Origin of the sequence: Acetobacter aceti (assembly GCF_002005445.1) — a bacterium.
GTDB classification, from domain to species: Bacteria; Pseudomonadota; Alphaproteobacteria; order Acetobacterales; family Acetobacteraceae; genus Acetobacter; species Acetobacter aceti_B.
On record NZ_CP014692.1, the window covers coordinates 2,579,381 to 2,596,386 of the forward strand.

The 17,006-nt window shown below is 54.6% G+C and carries 15 protein-coding genes and 1 pseudogene; 4 read left to right on the forward strand and 12 right to left on the reverse strand.

The window, feature by feature from the left end; all coding sequences use genetic code 11:
• Positions 1-10: 10 nt before the first annotated feature.
• From A0U92_RS11555 to A0U92_RS11595, 9 genes are all read right to left on the reverse strand, one after another.
• A complete protein-coding gene (locus tag A0U92_RS11555) occupies positions 11-655 on the reverse strand; it encodes an urea amidolyase associated protein UAAP2 (protein ID WP_077813361.1) in 645 nt (214 codons plus the stop codon).
• A 16-nt stretch (positions 656-671) separates the two neighbouring features.
• On the reverse strand, positions 672-1,475 hold the full coding sequence (locus tag A0U92_RS11560; RefSeq protein WP_077813362.1) for an urea amidolyase associated protein UAAP1: 804 nt from the start codon (positions 1,473-1,475) through the stop codon (positions 672-674).
• Positions 1,476-1,515: 40 nt separating this feature from the next.
• Positions 1,516-1,995, reverse strand: coding sequence for a CopG family ribbon-helix-helix protein (locus tag A0U92_RS11565; RefSeq protein WP_077813363.1), 480 nt, complete (start codon positions 1,993-1,995; stop codon positions 1,516-1,518).
• Positions 1,996-2,006: 11 nt separating this feature from the next.
• On the reverse strand, positions 2,007-2,921 hold the full coding sequence (locus tag A0U92_RS11570; RefSeq protein ID WP_077813364.1) for an ABC transporter ATP-binding protein: 915 nt from the start codon (positions 2,919-2,921) through the stop codon (positions 2,007-2,009).
• Positions 2,918-3,883, reverse strand: a complete 966-nt coding sequence (locus A0U92_RS11575) for an ABC transporter permease (protein WP_077813365.1) — start codon at positions 3,881-3,883, stop codon at positions 2,918-2,920. Before A0U92_RS11575 ends, A0U92_RS11570 begins: the two co-directional genes overlap by 4 nt.
• Positions 3,884-3,905: 22 nt before the next feature.
• Positions 3,906-4,889 (reverse strand): ABC transporter substrate-binding protein, encoded by a 984-nt coding sequence (locus A0U92_RS11580; RefSeq protein WP_077813366.1) that lies wholly within the window; start codon positions 4,887-4,889, stop codon positions 3,906-3,908.
• 764 nt (positions 4,890-5,653) lie between these two features.
• A complete protein-coding gene (locus tag A0U92_RS11585; protein ID WP_077813367.1) occupies positions 5,654-5,902 on the reverse strand; it encodes a hypothetical protein in 249 nt (82 codons plus the stop codon).
• Between the two features lie 39 nt (positions 5,903-5,941).
• Positions 5,942-6,427 carry an Hsp20 family protein gene (locus A0U92_RS11590; RefSeq protein WP_077813368.1) on the reverse strand — a complete coding sequence of 162 codons (486 nt, stop codon included), beginning with the start codon at positions 6,425-6,427 and terminating at the stop codon, positions 5,942-5,944.
• A gap of 187 nt (positions 6,428-6,614) precedes the next feature.
• Positions 6,615-7,598 (reverse strand): glycoside hydrolase family 5 protein, encoded by a 984-nt coding sequence (locus A0U92_RS11595; RefSeq protein WP_236748111.1) that lies wholly within the window; start codon positions 7,596-7,598, stop codon positions 6,615-6,617.
• A 291-nt stretch (positions 7,599-7,889) separates the two neighbouring features.
• On the opposite strand from A0U92_RS11595, the gene A0U92_RS11600 reads away from it, so the two are divergent.
• The 4 genes and pseudogenes from A0U92_RS11600 to A0U92_RS11610 all read left to right on the forward strand — a co-directional run bounded on the left by A0U92_RS11600 (position 7,890) and on the right by A0U92_RS11610 (position 13,235).
• Positions 7,890-10,160 carry a GumK N-terminal domain-containing glycosyltransferase gene (locus A0U92_RS11600; RefSeq protein WP_077814407.1) on the forward strand — a complete coding sequence of 757 codons (2,271 nt, stop codon included), beginning with the start codon at positions 7,890-7,892 and terminating at the stop codon, positions 10,158-10,160.
• Positions 10,157-10,516: pseudogene (locus A0U92_RS18320) on the forward strand (glycosyltransferase family 2 protein); the annotation flags it as partial. The gene A0U92_RS11600 and the pseudogene A0U92_RS18320, both read left to right, overlap by 4 nt.
• 120 nt (positions 10,517-10,636) lie before the next feature.
• On the forward strand, positions 10,637-12,088 hold the full coding sequence (locus A0U92_RS17785) for a glycosyltransferase family 32 protein (RefSeq protein ID WP_236748368.1): 1,452 nt from the start codon (positions 10,637-10,639) through the stop codon (positions 12,086-12,088).
• 10 nt (positions 12,089-12,098) lie between these two features.
• Entirely contained in the window at positions 12,099-13,235 is a 1,137-nt protein-coding gene (locus A0U92_RS11610) for a glycosyltransferase family 2 protein (protein ID WP_077813370.1), read from the forward strand.
• A gap of 100 nt (positions 13,236-13,335) precedes the next feature.
• Here A0U92_RS11610 and A0U92_RS11615 read toward each other — a convergent pair whose 3' ends face one another.
• The 3 genes from A0U92_RS11615 to A0U92_RS11625 all read right to left on the reverse strand — a co-directional run bounded on the left by A0U92_RS11615 (position 13,336) and on the right by A0U92_RS11625 (position 16,940).
• Complete coding sequence (locus A0U92_RS11615; protein WP_077813371.1) at positions 13,336-14,067, reverse strand: JAB domain-containing protein; 732 nt, start codon at positions 14,065-14,067, stop codon at positions 13,336-13,338.
• A 120-nt stretch (positions 14,068-14,187) separates the two neighbouring features.
• Positions 14,188-15,771: a DHA2 family efflux MFS transporter permease subunit gene (locus A0U92_RS11620; protein WP_077813372.1), complete on the reverse strand. Its 1,584-nt coding sequence runs from the start codon at positions 15,769-15,771 to the stop codon at positions 14,188-14,190.
• On the reverse strand, positions 15,768-16,940 hold the full coding sequence (locus tag A0U92_RS11625; RefSeq protein WP_077813373.1) for an HlyD family secretion protein: 1,173 nt from the start codon (positions 16,938-16,940) through the stop codon (positions 15,768-15,770). The genes A0U92_RS11620 and A0U92_RS11625 overlap by 4 nt, the downstream gene beginning before the upstream one ends.
• Positions 16,941-17,006 lie beyond the last annotated feature (66 nt).

Here is a 17,006-nt window from a genome sequence, read left to right on the forward strand (position 1 = left end):
TTCCGATGGATCAGATGGAGACGGGATCACCGATGACCACGCGAATGGGCGTGGGTGTGAAGCCATTGCATGGATTATTGACCTGCGGGCAGTTCGACACCACGACAAGCGTGTCCATCTCGGCGCGCAGATCGACAAAACCGCCGGGCGCGGACAGGCCGTCATCAATCACCAGTTCGCCATTCTGCATGATGGGAACATTCATGAAGAAGTTGACGTTGTTGACGATATCCCGCTTGCTCATGCCGTATTTTTCGACTTCCAGAAGGAAGTTTTCACGACAGGCATGCATGTATTTCGTCTCATGCCCGAAGCGCACCGTGTTGGATTCACAACTGCATGCGCCTGCCAGAGTGTCATGACGCCCGCAGGTGTCCTCCACAACGGTCATGAGCACATTGCCTTCATTGGAAAACAGCCGACCACCCTTGCCGATATAGGCTGCTCCCTGATTGACGAGCGTATCCTGTGCGCTGTAACGCTCGTGATAGGCATGGGCGTTGTAGAAAAGCGCATCGACAGCCTGCTGGCTTTCAAGATCGATGATACGCAGGACCTGTCCCTTGCGGACCACGCCGGACCAGGGAACGCGGGCAGCGACGACCTGATCGAGAGTGATGGTCGAGAAGACCTTGCTGATGTCATATTCTGGCATGGATCGGACTCCCGGATCAGACAAAGAGAGGGTCGGTATTTTCGAAGCCGCGACGGGCTTCTTCACAGAAAGTCCGGCACAGATCATCCGGCTTGATGGCGGGAGCCTGCCAGCGCACGGCCTCGATCGGTCCGGGCGCAAAGCTCTTCTCGGGAGCCAGAGGATGTGGACAGTTCGAGACCGCTACAAGGAGATTCATCTCCGCGCGCAGATCGACATGGTCACCAGCCCGGATATCACCATCAATCCAGCGGAAGCTGCCGTCCGCCTGCGTGCTGATATGCGAAAAGAAGGTGATGCAGGACGTGACGTCGTGCTGCGCCATACCGTGCTTACCTGCGATCAGACGCAGATTGTTGCGTGTGTTGCGCAGACCCTCGTTACCGAAATTCCGTGCATTGCTCTGCGGCGTGCTCCCTCCTGCCAGCGTGTCGCTGAAACCACAGGAGTCACCGATGATGGAGGTCAGAACACGTCCCATATCCGAGAACAGAACCCGGCCCGTTGTCAGACAGGTCGTCCATTGCAGCTTGATGGTGTCACCAGCGTTGTAACGTTCGCTGAGATCATCCGCATTCCACAGCCCGACGGAAACGCCATTATTGCCTGACGTGTTTATCAGTCTCAGAGCCTGCCCACGCGGCAGGAGCGTGCTCCAGTACCACCCGCCCGGGATGGTTTCACGGTGCAGAACGCTGCTCTCGGTCATCTCGATAGGAGTAAAGGTCGGACGTGCGCCGCTCTCGGCGAGAAGAGCCTGATCGCGGAGCTGGTTGTAGCGGGCGCGATACCACTCGGGCATCTGTTGATCGATCTGCATGAAAGGCTCCTTTTTTACGGAGTAAGCCGAAAAATACCGTTCAGCACGGCGTTATATCGAGCGAAGGGGGCCGCCCCTTCTCATGGACGGGAGGGATGAGCGACGCGATAAGATGAAGCTTCCCGGAAATGACACCGGACTGCGTCATGAACTGGTCTGCAATTTCCTGAAGCTTGCCAACCTTCCCCTGCACGAGAAGAACTTCGAGCGTCTGGCGGCGCACAAGATTGACATGCAGGGAACTGATGACTTCGGCGAGATTTTCGTATTGCAGTTCGGCAAGTTTCTGGGAAAGCCCGGTCGCCGCGTTATTGTAGAAAAGAATGATGACACCGGCCATCAGTTCATCCGCGCAGTCATTGCGCGAGGCCATCAGTTCCTGATGCAGGATGTTCTGAATGGCCTGCGAACGGCTGGCGTAACCTTTCTCCGCCACCATGGCGTCCAGTTCCTGCAGGATGCCCGGCGGCAGCGAAATGCTGACACGACTGACCTGTTCCTTTGTTTCCCGATTGGTCATTGATACGTGTCCTACTCAGCCTTGTCCGTGACGAGAGTGAGGAGAGGCATATTGAAATCCTCATCCCCCTCATCCATTTCTTCGTCATCACCGCCAAAGGAACGGATAAGCCCTTCAAGATGGGCTTTCGTGGCGAGGAATTCGTCGGATGTCATCTGCGCCGCCCGACGCGGACGTGAAAGCGGGACTTCAATGACCTCCTCCACCCGGCCGGGGCGAGGTTTGAGAACAAGAATCCGGTCCGCCAGATAAATGGCTTCATCCAGATCGTGTGTGATGAAAACAATAGTGATGTCGATCTTGCGCCAGATCTCCATCAGGTAGTTCTGCATCTTCAAGCGGGTCTGGGCGTCCAGAGCGCTGAAGGATTCATCCATCAGCAACACCCGAGGCCGGGCGGCCAACGCACGGGCGATCGCCACGCGTTGCTGCATACCACCCGAGAGCTGATGGGGAAAGGAAGAGGCGAACTGCTCCAGCCCCACGACTTCGAGCCACTGCATGGCCTGACGACGCGCTTCAGCGCGTTCAGTGCCGCCCATTTCAATGCCGAACATGACGTTACGGCAGACATCCAACCAGGGAAACAGGGTGTATTTCTGGAACACCATACCACGGTCCGGACCCGGCCCGTTCACAGGTTTTCCATCCACGAGGATGCGTCCCGTGGTCGTTTCCTCAAGCCCGGCAAGGATGCGGATCAACGTCGATTTACCGCACCCCGACGGCCCAACGACACAGACAAACTCACGCCGGTGAATACCGAACTCAATGTCTTCAAGCGCGACGGTCTGATGGCGTTTCTGTGCGAAAGTTTTTCCGACATGGTCGATTTCCAGCACATACTCACGCTGTCTGATCTGATCCATGCGCTCGGCCACATCAGGCGGAAGCGTCAGGTAGTCAGGAAGCTGATGTTCGGTCATCCGTCGATCTCCCTTTTCCAGGTGAAAAACCGGCGTCCCAGCAGACCGAGAACCATGTCCGTGCCGAGCCCGACAATGCCGATGATGGCCATTGCAGCATAGACATTGTCAAAATGCTGATATCGCGCCTGCTGCGTGATGAACCATGTGATACCGGAGGACGTGCCGATCAGCTCAGCTACAATCAGATAAGTCCAGGCCCAGCCAAGCAGAATACGCTGGTCACGGTAAAGGTCCGGCAGAATACCGGGGATCACCACCCGGAAGAGCAGCTTCAATCCCTTCGCCCCGAGCGTGCGGGAAGCCTCGATCAGGGAAAAGTCCAGTTTGCGTGTGGTATTCGCAATTACCAGAATCTGCTGGAACAGCGTGCCGATAACGATGATGGCAATCTTTGGAGCATCATAAATACCAAGGATGGCAACAGCGAGCGCACCGAATGCGGGAGCCGGCAGATAACGGAAAAAATCCACCGAAGGCTCAACAAGTCTCGCAACCGCAGGCAACGCGCCGCACAGCACACCCAGCGGCACGCCGATCAGTGAAGAGATCAGGAATCCCCAGAAGATAATCTGGAGACTATGCCCGAAAGCCTGCGTGATGGAGTGTTCAGCCCCCGTGGGAGCTGAAGACGTGAAGGCGTGAACAAAAGCTGTCAGCACCTCCCCTGGAGACGGAAGATAAACCGGGTTTGTCGCAATACCTTGTGGAACAGGCTGATTTTTTTCCTTCATCTCACTTACGGCGCGGGTGAAATCAGCCCGGTTCATCCGCATGCCTGATTCCAGATAATCCTCCCCACCCGGGTCCGTAATGAGCACCTGCGGATGCCATACGAACGGGAGATAACTGACAGCACTCCAGACGAGCAAAGGCAGGAGCACCGCCAGAATACCGAAGACCCCACGGGACACTCCGTCAGTCCGGCCGTATAATCTCCATGAAGCGGCAAGGCCCTGCATGGTGGTCACTCCTGCCTCGACATTATTTTACGGCTGCAACGAAAGACGGATCGATGTAACTGTCCACATTCTGCGGTGTCTTGTAGACACCGTAACGGACATTGAAGGAATCAGAGACTGAGGAAGAACCATAGAGCGAGTCCAGTCCGTCTTTTTTTGTAAACACGGCCTTGTCGTCAGCGACCGTCAGAAGATGCGTTCCTTTCAGGAAACGCTTGTACGCTTCAGGAGAAACACCGGTCCGTGCCGCCATGATACGCAACGCGTCCGGCTGGGTTTTCGGATCCTTGATGTAGGAGACGACATGATCCCAGACACCCACGAGCTTCTGCCACTGATCACGATTGTCATGTAGGGACTGAGGATCCACCACGATGGTGTCGTAGATCAATCCCGGCGCTTCATGGGAGGTGAACACGGGACGCGCACCCGGCACCATATGTAGCGCCTGTCCGGCATTGGGCTGCCATGCCGCAACAGCAGCCACTTCGCCGGAAGCGAGCACCTGCGGTGTTTCATTGGTCTTGGTGTTGACCAGCTTCACATCCTTTTCGCTCAGACCCGCTTTTTCCAGCCCCTTGAGCAACAGGAGATGATCAACCAGCCCTTCCTCAACCGCGATGGATTTGCCTTTGAGGCCCTTCATATCGGTGATGCCTGGCTGGGCCACCACCATATCATTACCATCGGAATAATCGGTCGCGAGGATCATTTCCCCTTTATGCCCATTCGCTCCCGTTACAAGCGCGTCTCCGTTCGTGGCCATGACAGCGTCGAGTTTGTGGGCTGAAAAAGCATCCAGTGAGACGCTATAGTCGAACCATTGGAAGTCAGCATCCACACCCGCCTCCTTCAGCCAGCCCTTGTCGATGGCCACCTGCCAGGCAACCCAGCCAGGCCAGTCGCTGTAACCTATCTTCAGTGTCGCAGCGGAAGCAGAACTGAGCGTCGCCGCGGCACAGACGCCAGCGAGAAGAGTTTTGCGAAGAAGCGGGAGGAGGGGCATGATCGGACTCCAGTAATACGAATTGTCAAAATCGTATTATTCATTCTCTGCCGGAACATGCCCCGGTGCAACAGAAAAATGTTCTCTATCCGAAACTAAAGTCTGAAAGCACAATAACAAACTGATTTTATAAGATTATTTTAAAGAGAATTTTCTCTCAGATCCGGCTTAGGACTCGTTTTTTGCGATAAAAATGAAGGTAGCCGTAACATTAAGGGCGGGACATCGAAGAAAAGTATGTTTGGAAAAATCTAACAAGACATTGATGAAGCCTGCCGAGCAGTATCCGTTACATGAAAATGCAGAGGTGCCCCTCCTCATTCAGCACATGAAATCTCGGTAAGTCCGTAACCGCTTCGTCGTGTTTCTGGTATCCATGTCGCCTGCCGGCAGCCTACAGCGGAATCTGTCCAGACCTGCATTTCCTGCCGCCTTCCCGGCGATCAGGCACCCACTCTCATGAAACACCCAGACGTTCCCACAACGGCATCTGATAATCGGAGCGTGAATTCGATATTATAATGCAGAAACGTCGCAGACCACATTGTTATGACGAGACAGAAGAACCTCTCTTTGCCTCCCTAAATCTTGCTTCTTTACGAAGAACGGCCTGCAAACTTCGACCGTCATTTAGAGACATTGCCATTTGCAGCAGCCACGGAAGCAGATATGTCACTCACAGGCTTCACCTCTCATGAGATGAAGCCTGTGATCAACACCGCCAACAGTCCGAATCAATGGCCTGATGGAATCCGTTGCAGGACCTAATGCAACAAGGTCGCCACCAAAGCATGCTCATCAATAGCAGAACGAACCATTTCGCTATCTTCAGTCGTTCCCATTAGCTCGCCATTCGCCGCATAGATTGCGAAGCTTTCCTGTCCGAGCAGTGAGCCCTTGCGCACATAGACCAGTGTGGGAAGGCCCAGACTCAGAAACTGGGCGTCAGTCAGGTTGCGAATATCAATCAACTCCCGGGAGGGGGGAGTATTGCCGGATGTCTTACTCTGCATGTCTCCTCCTTTTCTGAGGTAATCCGTATCCAGAAAAAATCATTCGTCCCCGATGGTGCGGACAGACCGGGGGGATGCAGGAAGCGGACCGTCATTGGCGACCGATCTCGCAACACTTCCTTTGGCGATATCAATACGTCTTACGCGCACTTCAGGCTCGGGCCGAAAAAGGTCAATATGGAGCAATCCATTATCGAGCCACGCCCCACCGATATCAATTCCCTCCGCCAGAACAAAAGATTTCTGAAACTGACGAGCCGCAATGCCTCGGTGCAGGAATATACGTCCCTGAAGATCTTCGGACTGACGTCCCCTGATGACGAGCTGATTATCCTCCTGCGTAATCTGAAGATCTTCCATTGTGAACCCTGCAACCGCAAGGGTGATCCTCAACGCAGACGAACTGAGCTGCTCGATGTTATAGGGGGGATAACCGTCCCCCGACGACTTGGACGCACGCTCGAGCATGGTCTCAAGATGATCAAAGCCGAGAAACATCGGCGATCCAAACACTCTTCCTGACATTTCAGCCCCCTCCGCTGAGCGAGACAATCCCTGACCGGCCCCACCTGGGCGACCGGCTTCCACGTAACAATATGGAACGTCTCCTCTGATTTACAAGAGCGAACAGAGAAAGCACCTGCCACCCGACTGAGGCTGACTCTGGCATGACCGCAAAATCGGCAACGCCAGCACTCGCACAGAAAATCAGTTAATGAGACCGCTCGACAGCCTGCTTCAGCACACTCATCTGCGGCTTTTCACTTCCATCCTTACCGGGCTCCACCGAATAGATATAATTCCCCCAGAGCGGACCACCAGCCCAGTAAGTCCAGCCATACCAGACGCCAGACGTCTGATGGATGAAATTCAGGGCAGCTTCCAGATCCGCCAGACACCCGGCATTGCTGCTGACACCAAACTCGCCAAGCAGACCTTTTGCGTGATGCGCCTTGAGCCAGTCCGCAAAAGGAGACAGCCGCCTCTCCACCTGATCCTGAGGCACGCACTCAGCGGATCGTCCTGAACTGTCTCCATCGAAATACTGGTGCGCCTCAAAAATCAGGGCGTGATGCGGATCAGTCAGCGTCGCCAGAGCATCGCCATTCACCTGGGGAAAATTATGCGCGCCATCCCAGTTCACACCAGATACGGCAATGATGTTTTTCGCACCGGCTGCCCGCACGGCGTTGATGACTTTCTGCTGGATGGCCGCCCAGTCCTGCGCCGATGCTATTTTCGGTTCATTCATGAGCCCGAAAAGCACGTTTCGGTCAGCACCAAAGACCCGGGCCAGCCTGACCCAGACATCCACAAAAGCTTCAACGCTGACGGCATCCGATCCGATGAGATTGCCGCCATAGGCGCCATAATTGTGCAGATCGATAATGACCTTTGCTTTTCTTGCTTTCGCTATCGCCGCAACAGCCTGAATATGCGCGAGATAGCCGGGATCAAGGTCAGACAAAAGCTGTGGCTGCACTCTCTCCCAAAGCACCGGCAGGCGAATCAGTCTCATGCCCTGGCTGGAAAAATATTCAACCTCGTTCTCACGAGGAAACATATAATCCCAGTTATCACGCCCCGGAATCCTGCCACTGGCAAATGCCGCCGCAGACAGATTGATGCCCGGCAAAGGAGTGGCTTCGGCCCTGCCCACAGCAAAGCATGGCGCCGCCAAAACCGCGACTGTCACAAAACACAACAATCTCATTTATTTTCTCCGGATCAATAAAAGCACACCCAGACAGCCATGCAGAACCGGACCACTGCATTATATTAAGAAACAGCTTTATCGTATCAGAAAAATACTTCACATATCCTGAGATCTGCATAGCATGCGGGATACCCATACTGTTCCGACTGTCTCAGGCAATTCACCCACTCTGCCCTGCCCTTTGATCCGGGAGGGCAGAATGGCACTGATCAGCGCCATGGAAAGGCGCATATTGCGTTGTTTCTGAAAAACGGGGAAACACGTTTCATTATGACCAGCTTTCTCGTCCTTTCCGTGCATGACTTCCGCTCCCGCCGCCAGGCCAGCGTACATTTCATCGCAACCGAACTTGCGAAACGGGGTCATGTAAGATTCTATTCCACCGGGCTCAGCCGCCTCTCCGAACATCGTGGCGACACACGCACCGACCTCGCTCCACGAGCCAATCGTGTTGAAGTGAAGAATGGTGTGGAGTGCTATCTCCAGCGCGGTCTCTGGCATCCGTTCCGCATCATGAAACCCGGCCTGCAGCCGATGGAAACGGCCATGTTCCGTTTTTATCGCTGGCGGATGCCCCCCATTCTGAAACAGTGGATTCAGCAGGCGGATGTGGTTTTCATCGAATCCGGCATGGCTGCTGTCTATATCGCTGACGTCAAACGCCTGAATCCAAAAGCCCGTATTATCTATCTTGCCTCTGACGATCTTTCAGTGGTGGGAGCCGCCCGGACAATCCAAAGAGAGTTTATCCGTAATTTCGACAGGATAGATCTGGTCCGCCTCCCCTCCCGGCTTCTGCTTGAAGGAATGCCTCACAGCCGGAACACGATCTTCGCTCCTCAGGGCGTTGATCGAGACCTAATGGAACGCCCGCGACCTTCTCCTTTCAGGGGACGGCAGGCCTGCGTATCCGTTGGCTCCATGCTGTTTGACGCCAGCTTCTTCAACCTTGCCGCGCCTGAAGTTCCTGAGCTGGATTTTCATGTCATCGGAGCAGGCCGTGCAGCCGAGGCTCTCGACAAGCATCCCAACATCATCGTCCACGATGAAATGCCGTTCGAGGAGACACTCGGCTACGTGCAGAACTGCGCCTTCGGTGTTGCCCCATACAGGGACGCGAATACCCCACGCTACCTTTTCGACACGTCCCTCAAACTCAAACAGTTTTCCTTCTTTGGGAAACCGGCCGTCTGCCCGGAGTTTGCCGCGGGCGAAGACAGGGGGCGATTTGGTTATACGCCCGGCGACAGGGCTTCCATCGTTGCCGCCATTCGTGGCGCCCTCACCTGCACCGATCCGATCACGCTGGACATTCCGACATGGAGCGACGTCGTGGATCGGCTGTTAACCCCGGAACGTTTCCCGGAACATCGTGTTGTGGATGCGCTCGATGGCCAGACCGTCGCCATCTATCGCACTGAAATCCTGCCATTGTCGGAAACCTTCGTGCGGGATCAGGCCCTCGGGCTGCGGCGCTGGAAGCCGGTGCTGATTGGCGAGCGCGCGGTGGACAAGCTGCCACTGGAAGGACTTCCTGTTCAATCCGTCTACAAGGGGGCGGCCACGTTTTTGCAAAAAGCCCGTGGAGCGATTGCCCGTCGCCTTGATCTCCCTGCCCCGGGGATCATGAAAATTGCCCGTGAAGTCAAACCGAAGCTGATCCACGCCCATTTCGGCTTTGACGCCGTCGAGGCGTGGCCCATCGCCCGGCGTCTGGGCGTACCACTGGTGGTCACCCTGCACGGATCAGACATCACCACGTACATGGACTGGTTTGCCTCCGGGAAAGGTGGGCGGCGCTGGCGACGCTATCCCGGCAAGCTGATGAAACTCGTCAAACGTCCGCATGTCAGTTTCATTGCTGTATCCGGCCCCATCCGTGAAGCCGCCATTCGTGTCGGTGTGCCTGCCAGCCGTATCTCTGTCTGTCACATCGGCATCAATATCGAACGTTTCCAGCCTTCAGAACCGCCAGCGGGCGCACGCGCACCGGTCATTCTGTTCGTCGGCCGCCTTGTGGAGAAGAAGGGCGCATTCATTCTTCTGGAGGCTTTCAGACACGTCAAACAGGCCGTGCCCGAAGCACGGCTGATTATTGCCGGAGACGGACCGCAAAAAGCCGAACTGGAACGACAGGCTGCGGAAACTGGTTCCGTGACATTGACGGGCGCAGTTTCCAGAACAGTCATACAGACACTGATGCGCGACGCCCGAGTGTTCTGCCTGCCCAGCATTACAGCATCCAACGGCGATGCTGAAGGACTTGGGCTTGTCCTGCTGGAAGCTCAGTCCTGCGGTGTTCCTGTTGTCACTTCTGCCAATGGAGGGACAACAGAAGGTATGATTGATGCCGAAACCGGGTTCGCTTTTGCCGAAAAAGATACCGAAGCGCTCACACGTCATCTGATCACGATTCTGACTGATGACGAACTTGCAACGCGTTTTGGAAAAAATGCACGCGCCTACGTTGAAGAAAAACACGATATCAGAGCCTGCACATCACGGCTTGAATCTGCATATGACTGGGCCTGCGCACAATGACCCTGACCTTCTCTGTCATCATTCCTGTTTATAATGCCGAAAATTTTCTGGAGCGGGCTGTTCGCTCCGTCCAGAACCAGACAGTGCCGCCACAGGAAATTCTGGTGATAGATGACTGCTCCACCGATGGCACTTACAGCAAGGTTGCGGATCTGGCTCAAAAAGATCCTCGCATACGCCTTCTGAAAACATCGCGAAACGGCGGACCTTCCGCGGCCCGCAATCTCGGTTTCGAGAATGCCACTGGCGACTGGGTTGCCGTTCTTGATGCCGATGACGCTTTCGCACAAAACCGTCTGGAGCAGTTTGCTAAAACAATCGATCATTCACCAGCAGATATTCTTGCTGATGACCTGCTTTACTATGACGCTGGCGCCTCGTGCGTGACGGGACCGGCCAGAGCCACACAGGACTTCAATGCGAAGCCCATTACTCTGGAAGATTTCCTGAGCCACAATGTGGTCAATGGAAAATCCATGGACTGGGGGCTGCTAAAGCCGGTTTTTCGACGTGAATTCCTCGTGGAAACCGGGTTGCGCTACCGTACCGACATGCGGCACGGAGAAGATTTTTCTTTCATTATCAGCCTTCTTTTGAAAGGCGCTCATTTCATTCTGATTGAAGAACCACTCTATCTTTATACACAACGATCAGGCGCTATCAGCAAGAAGCTGTCTGATCTCACCCGCACCAGCATAGCTTACGGCACACTGGCCAACTCTGCTCTTGCCCTTACCCATCAGGAAGGGATCGCCGGTCAGCCTGAACTGGTCAGCTTGCTGGAGAAACGCGCCAGTGGCCTGATGCGACTGGATGACGCCCATTTCTTTTCTGTCGCTGTTCGGAGACGGGATCTGAAAGGATTGATCGCCAGATCTATGAAGCGTCCTGCGTTCATGAAGCAGGCGTTAGATTCTATCGTGATGGCCATATCAAGACGGGTTCCATACTCTTCCGTCCTGAAAGAAAGAGTCCGTTCCTTCAAACAATACCCTTATCTTTGGAAAGATGCCGCAAAATGTGTGTTGTACGGTTTCTCCGCACGCAATGGATCGGCGCCTGAATTTTCAGGATGGTCAGACACGATCGTCACCAATTCCCTCCCGCAGCCAGAAAGCACTATTCCGAAAATCATATGGTTGTTCTGGGATGGTGCGGAAAAACCGCCTCTTGTTCGAGCCACCATCGAACGGATCCGCTCTTTAAACCCTGACTACGAGATCAATCTTCTTGATACGGGCACTGTTTCCCGCTTCATTGATGACAGCTTTCTAACACGCTCCGACATCACCCTATCGCACAAAAGCGACCTGATCCGCCTTGAACTCCTGGCGCAGCATGGTGGACTCTGGATTGACGCCACCTGCATCTTCAATGAAAATTTCAAATGGGTGCATGAAGCAAGTAAATCTGCCTCTGCCGATCTTGTCGCATTTTATCGTGCGCAGGATACGCACAATCTTTCTTTTCCCATTATTGAAAGCTGGTTTCTTGCCTGCTCGCCAGCCAACCGGCTGATATGCGCGTGGAGAGACGAATTCAGAAAGATACTGGACAGTGGCAGTAAAAATTATTTCTTATCAATAAGCAAACGAAGCGATTATGAGGCAATCAGGCAGGGAATTGAACGTGTTGAATATCTGATAGTTTATCTGGCTGAACAAATTGCAGTGCGCACTATCGATAATCCTCGTTTATTCCTGAGAAAAGCTGAAGATGGTCCTTTTCTTTATCAACAGCTTGTCAGGTGGGATCGTGAACGGATCGCCACCCTGCTTTGCCGACTGAAAGCCCCGACTTCGCCTCCACCTGTTATCAAGCTCACTCATAGCAACCGCTATCTCCTGCCCTTTCTCATACGTGCTGGCCTGATACGGTCAGACAGCATTCTCGGACAGTTCCTGCACCCTGTCCGCAAAGAGCATTAGGAGAATTTTAATGGCTAAGATTGATGTATTGTTGCCCGCTTTCAATTGCAAAGACTATATAGCTGAGGCTCTGAAAAGCCTTCAGAACCAGACGATCAGCGATATTCGTATTATTGTAGTGGATGACGGCTCATCCGATGGAACCGGCGCCATCATACAGGAATTTGCCAGCCAGGATTCTCGTATTGTGTACCACCGACAGGACAATGCCGGCATCGTGGCCGCCATGAATGCCGGTCTGGCCTTTTGCACGGCCCCCTTCATCGCAAGAATGGATGGTGATGATATTTCCTATCCAGAACGCTTCCAAAAGGAACTCACCTATCTGGAAACCTCGCCAAACTGTGTGGGAGTGGGCTGCCGTGTCCGCCATATTGATGGAGATTCAGCTCCCCTGGGAACAACGACACGCTGGAAAGACAATACCGCGACCAACTGTTTTTCACTTCCGGCCCTTGAACCTTACATCATTCACCCGATGCTGATGTCCCCTGCCTCGGCTCTGAAAGGCGCAGGCGGATACCGGCTTGTCTATAATGCAGAAGATGCTGACCTGTACTGGCGTCTTAAAGATATTGGCGATCTGCATGTTCTGGACGAAGTGCTCGGTGATTATCGTATTCATACCGGCTCCGTCTCATCCAACTCCATTCTAAATGGCAGACAGCAGGCCGTCTGGTCGCAACTCGCCGCTCTTTCCGAACAAAGGCGTATTCAGAAAAAATCAGACATCGAATTTACCACTGATTTTGCAGCGAGTATTCGATCTCAAAAAACCTTACGAGATATTCTTCAGGCAGCCACAAAAAACCTGTCAGGCACAGAGGTCCGCTGGCTGAAAGCCGCAACCTGCGCCAAGCTTCTGGAGATATGTTATTACCGTCCCTTTGAGCCGGACAGGGACGATATCCGATATATCCTTGAGCTTCATAAGGACTATCCCGACCTCAAGAACATGCACCGGTTTGATGTCATGAAAGAAGGCGAACTTTCAGCTGCAATCCGTATGCTGATCTCTGCTCGAGTAACAGATGCCTTCACTCTTGCGGGGGCTGCAAATATTCCCGTCCTGCTAGGCCGCACCCTGTTTCGCGTGGGATTTCCAGAAAGTCTCAAAACCAGAATCAAGAAAACGCTCGGTCGCTGAACCCGGAAGCTGCGACAGCTCTTTCCCGCAGAACGATCCGGCCTGTTGTTTCAGAGCTTTTCAGACCCTGATAAAAAGCTGTGTCAGGAGAATGACTGTTCTACAAACGTCCTGTCTGCTTCAGGCTCGCCCAGCTTCCGCCATGCAGGGCGAAAACATCATGTAACGTAATGGCCAGAAAACCACCGGCACGCACCAGTTCGCGTGCGAGCGGCTCGTCCAGCCCAATGATTTTCCCTGGCTCTGAGCCACTCCCGCAAAGACGGATCAGTATAAGCGCCGTTGAATGAACCTCGAGAGCACGCCGAAGGATATTCGCAGCTTCCTGCTGGGTCTCCCTACCCTGCCCTGTCGTGCCAATCACCGCTTCATCCGCGAGAAGGCGATTTTTATTATCGAGAAAAAGCACTCGCAACTGCCCCGGCACGGCTCCTTCCAAAGCCGTATCGAAATAGCCGAGCAAAGCCTCCCAGTTTCCCAGATGAGGACGCTCTCTCGCCTCGGCTCCTCCAAGACGCTGTGCCGCCAGCAAAGACAGCCTGAGCGCCGCAATGCTGTCACTGTTCATCCCGGCTGCGGTCAATGCTGCAACCGGAGCCGACAGAACCTCTGCAAAAGAACCAAACTGGTTGATCAGCGCTTTCGCCAGCGGTTTGGTGTCGCCACGCGGCAGGCCGAAGAACAGCAGCATTTCCAGAAGCTCATAATCCGCCAGCACGGACGCTCCACGAGCGATGACACGCTCCCGCATCCTCTTGCGATGGCCATGAGGCCCCGTACTTGCGAATGGAGCTATTCCGGTGGGCTGGGGAGTGGAGGCTGAGCCATGCATGCACAAACTCTGTCACCGAACGGCGTCGATGCCAAGACGGCCAGTCGCGCGCCTCACTGAGAGCCGGTCAGCCATAAAGACGAACCGGCTTTAACGCCGTATTGTCAGAATAAAAAGTCTTCAGTGCACCGCAGTCGGTTTTCCACCACTCTTTATCCCGGAGAGCAGGAAGCAGAACGGAACGACACAGAACGCGGCAATGCCGAAGATCATGAAGGCTTCATTGTAAGCCAGCATCGCGACCTGCTGGGTGAAATCCACAAACAGATGATGTCTGGCGAATGCGTTCGCCTGAACCGAGTGATTATGATCAATGGCGACCTGACGTCCACGAGCCAGATAGTCATTATATGGCTGATGAAACGGCGTCATCCAGTGAACCATATCCGACTGATGAGCCTGCCGGCGCTCGATGATCAGAGACGTCGCTCCCGAAATACTCAGAGAACCCAGAAAGTTTCTGACCATCGAAAACAGAGCCGAAGCATCCGCGTTCATGGATCGCGGCAATGTCGCATAGGCGATCGTGGAAAGAGGGACGAATAAAAAGGCGAGACATGCCGTCTGGCTCATGCGGAACATCACCAGATGTCTGAAATCAAGACTCGGCACGAGATGCGCTGACCAGAACAAGGCGACGCCCATCAGCGTGAAGCCAAGCGCGATCACAGAGCGGATCGACATGATCGTCATCATTTTGCCCACGATGGGAATCAGGACAATCACAGCAATACCGCCCGGCGACAGCACAAGCCCGGACAGGGTCGCGGTGTATCCCATCACCTGCTGCGCAAACTGCGGAACAATGATTGCGGACGAATAAAGCAGGGCTCCCATCGCGCCCATCAGGAACGTCGCAACAGCGAAATTGCGATCCTTGAAGACCCTCAGATCCACAGCAGGACGTTTTGTGGTCAGCAGCCAGATCACGGCACCAATGATGCCGATCGCAGCCAGCACGCCCATGATACAGATGAAGGTCGAACCGAACCAGTCATCATCCTCACCACGGTCCACCATGACCTCAAGACAGCCGAAACCGAGCGTGATCAGGCTGATGCCGATCACATCGATCGGTTCGTGGCGTTTCTTCGCCCACGGCGGATCTTCCACCAGAAAACCGACGGCTATCGTGGTCAGTATCCCGAATGGCACATTGATGAAGAAAATCCAGCGCCATGAAAAGTTGTCGGTAATCCACCCCCCCAGCGTCGGGCCGAGCACTGGGCCCACGACAGCGGCAATAGCCGTCAGTCCGAAAGCAGCGGCCCGTTTTTCCGGCGGGAACACGTCAAGGATGATCGACTGCTGGTTGGGCTGGAGCCCTCCGCCAAAAAATCCCTGCAACAGACGGAAGGCAATCAGTTCACCCAGACTGGTGGAAATGCCGCACAGAAAGGATGTCACGGTGAACATCGCGATGCATACCATGAAATAGAGTTTCCGGCCGAACAGCTTTCCCAGCCAGCCGGAAATGGTCAGCACGATGCCATTGGCCACAAGATAGGAGGTCAGGGTCCAGGTCGCGTCGTCATACGTGCTGGACAGGCTGCCGGCGATATGCGGCAGGGACACGTTCACAATCGTCGTGTCCAGAATTTCCATGAACGCCGCCATGGTCACCACAAAAGCGACGAGCCACGGGTTATATTTGGGCTTCCAGTTCTCGTCCTTTTTCTCGACGTCGCTGGAGGCCGCGCTCATGGGTTGCCATGCTCCAGCTCTTCATGACCGGGATCACGGTTCACGATATGACCATCAGCGCTGCGCGCAGGTGTGCTGTCCGTATGCACAACCGGCACGACCGAAAGACCCAGCGCCAGCGGAATATCAGGGTTGAGACCGCTGTCGATACGGATCTTAACGGGCACGCGCTGCACGATCTTCACGTAGTTGCCTGTCGCATTTTCAGGCGGGAAAGCACTGAAGTTCGCACCCGTTCCCTTCTGCAGCGAGTCGATATGCCCATGCAGATCATGAGAAGGATAGGCATCGACGGCGATATCCACCAACTGCCCCGGCCGCATGTTCGTGATCTGCGTTTCCTTGTAATTCGCAATCACCCAGACTTCAGGTTCCACGATCGAGAACAGGCTCTGGCCGGACGTCACGTAATTGCCGCGTTCGATATTACGCTGAGAGATCCACCCATCATGCGGCGCGCGGATTTCTGTCCAGCCCAGATTGAGTTCCGCCTTGATCAGCGCCGCCTTCGCACTGGCCAGATCAGCAGCATCGCCCTCGATCGCCGCCTGTGCATTGCCTATGCTTGGTTTCACCGGGGTCGCGATCATGACCTGAGCCTGAGCCTGCTGAACGCGGGCCTTGGCCTGATCGAGAGCTGCCTTGGAATAGTCGATATCCTGCTGGGATGTAGCGGCACGCTCGACCGAATGCTGACGCCGGTAGTCGGTCAGTGCCTTGAATTCATCCGCTTTCGCCGCTGAAAGATCAGCCTCCGCCGCCGAGAGACGTCCAGGGAAGTTCTTCTCAGCCACAGCGAGCATCATCTGATGCGCGGTCATGCTGGCCTGCGCCTGCTGAACGCTGGCTGTCGCACGATCACGCTCGGCCTGCCAGTCACGGCTGTCAATGCGTGCAAGTAACTGCCCGGCATGAACGAACTCATTATCGTCGACCAGAAGGTCCGTCACATAGCCAGAAACGTGCGGTGCGATGGTAATGGAACGCCCCGCCGTGAACGCGTCGTCCGTTTCAATTTCAAAACGGTGCAGAAACCAGTACGCCACAGCTCCCGCAATAACCAGCAGCAGCACGAGGATAAGGATCACACGGACAAGCGGATTCCGCTTTTTCTCCGGCTTCTTCTTGTCGTCCTGAATATTGTCCTGAGTCTGCTGTCCGTCGGCCATGCCGTCTCCGTCCGCCTGATACCGGGTTTGTCATGGTCAGCGCCCTGTACCTGAATCCGCGCTGAC

Coding starts and splice junctions, on each gene's coding strand:
- A0U92_RS11560 (WP_077813362.1), bottom strand. CDS start 1,475: ATGCAGATCGATCAACAGATGCCCGAGTGGTATCGCGCCCGCTACAAC.
- A0U92_RS11590 (WP_077813368.1), bottom strand. CDS start 6,427: ATGTCAGGAAGAGTGTTTGGATCGCCGATGTTTCTCGGCTTTGATCAT.
- A0U92_RS11570 (WP_077813364.1), bottom strand. CDS start 2,921: ATGACCGAACATCAGCTTCCTGACTACCTGACGCTTCCGCCTGATGTG.
- A0U92_RS11585 (WP_077813367.1), bottom strand. CDS start 5,902: ATGCAGAGTAAGACATCCGGCAATACTCCCCCCTCCCGGGAGTTGATT.
- A0U92_RS11610 (WP_077813370.1), top strand. CDS start 12,099: ATGGCTAAGATTGATGTATTGTTGCCCGCTTTCAATTGCAAAGACTAT.
- A0U92_RS11625 (WP_077813373.1), bottom strand. CDS start 16,940: ATGGCCGACGGACAGCAGACTCAGGACAATATTCAGGACGACAAGAAG.
- A0U92_RS17785 (WP_236748368.1), top strand. CDS start 10,637: ATGGACTGGGGGCTGCTAAAGCCGGTTTTTCGACGTGAATTCCTCGTG.
- A0U92_RS11555 (WP_077813361.1), bottom strand. CDS start 655: ATGCCAGAATATGACATCAGCAAGGTCTTCTCGACCATCACTCTCGAT.
- A0U92_RS11620 (WP_077813372.1), bottom strand. CDS start 15,771: ATGAGCGCGGCCTCCAGCGACGTCGAGAAAAAGGACGAGAACTGGAAG.
- A0U92_RS11565 (WP_077813363.1), bottom strand. CDS start 1,995: ATGACCAATCGGGAAACAAAGGAACAGGTCAGTCGTGTCAGCATTTCG.
- A0U92_RS11575 (WP_077813365.1), bottom strand. CDS start 3,883: ATGCAGGGCCTTGCCGCTTCATGGAGATTATACGGCCGGACTGACGGA.
- A0U92_RS11615 (WP_077813371.1), bottom strand. CDS start 14,067: ATGCATGGCTCAGCCTCCACTCCCCAGCCCACCGGAATAGCTCCATTC.
- A0U92_RS11600 (WP_077814407.1), top strand. CDS start 7,890: ATGACCAGCTTTCTCGTCCTTTCCGTGCATGACTTCCGCTCCCGCCGC.
- A0U92_RS11580 (WP_077813366.1), bottom strand. CDS start 4,889: ATGCCCCTCCTCCCGCTTCTTCGCAAAACTCTTCTCGCTGGCGTCTGT.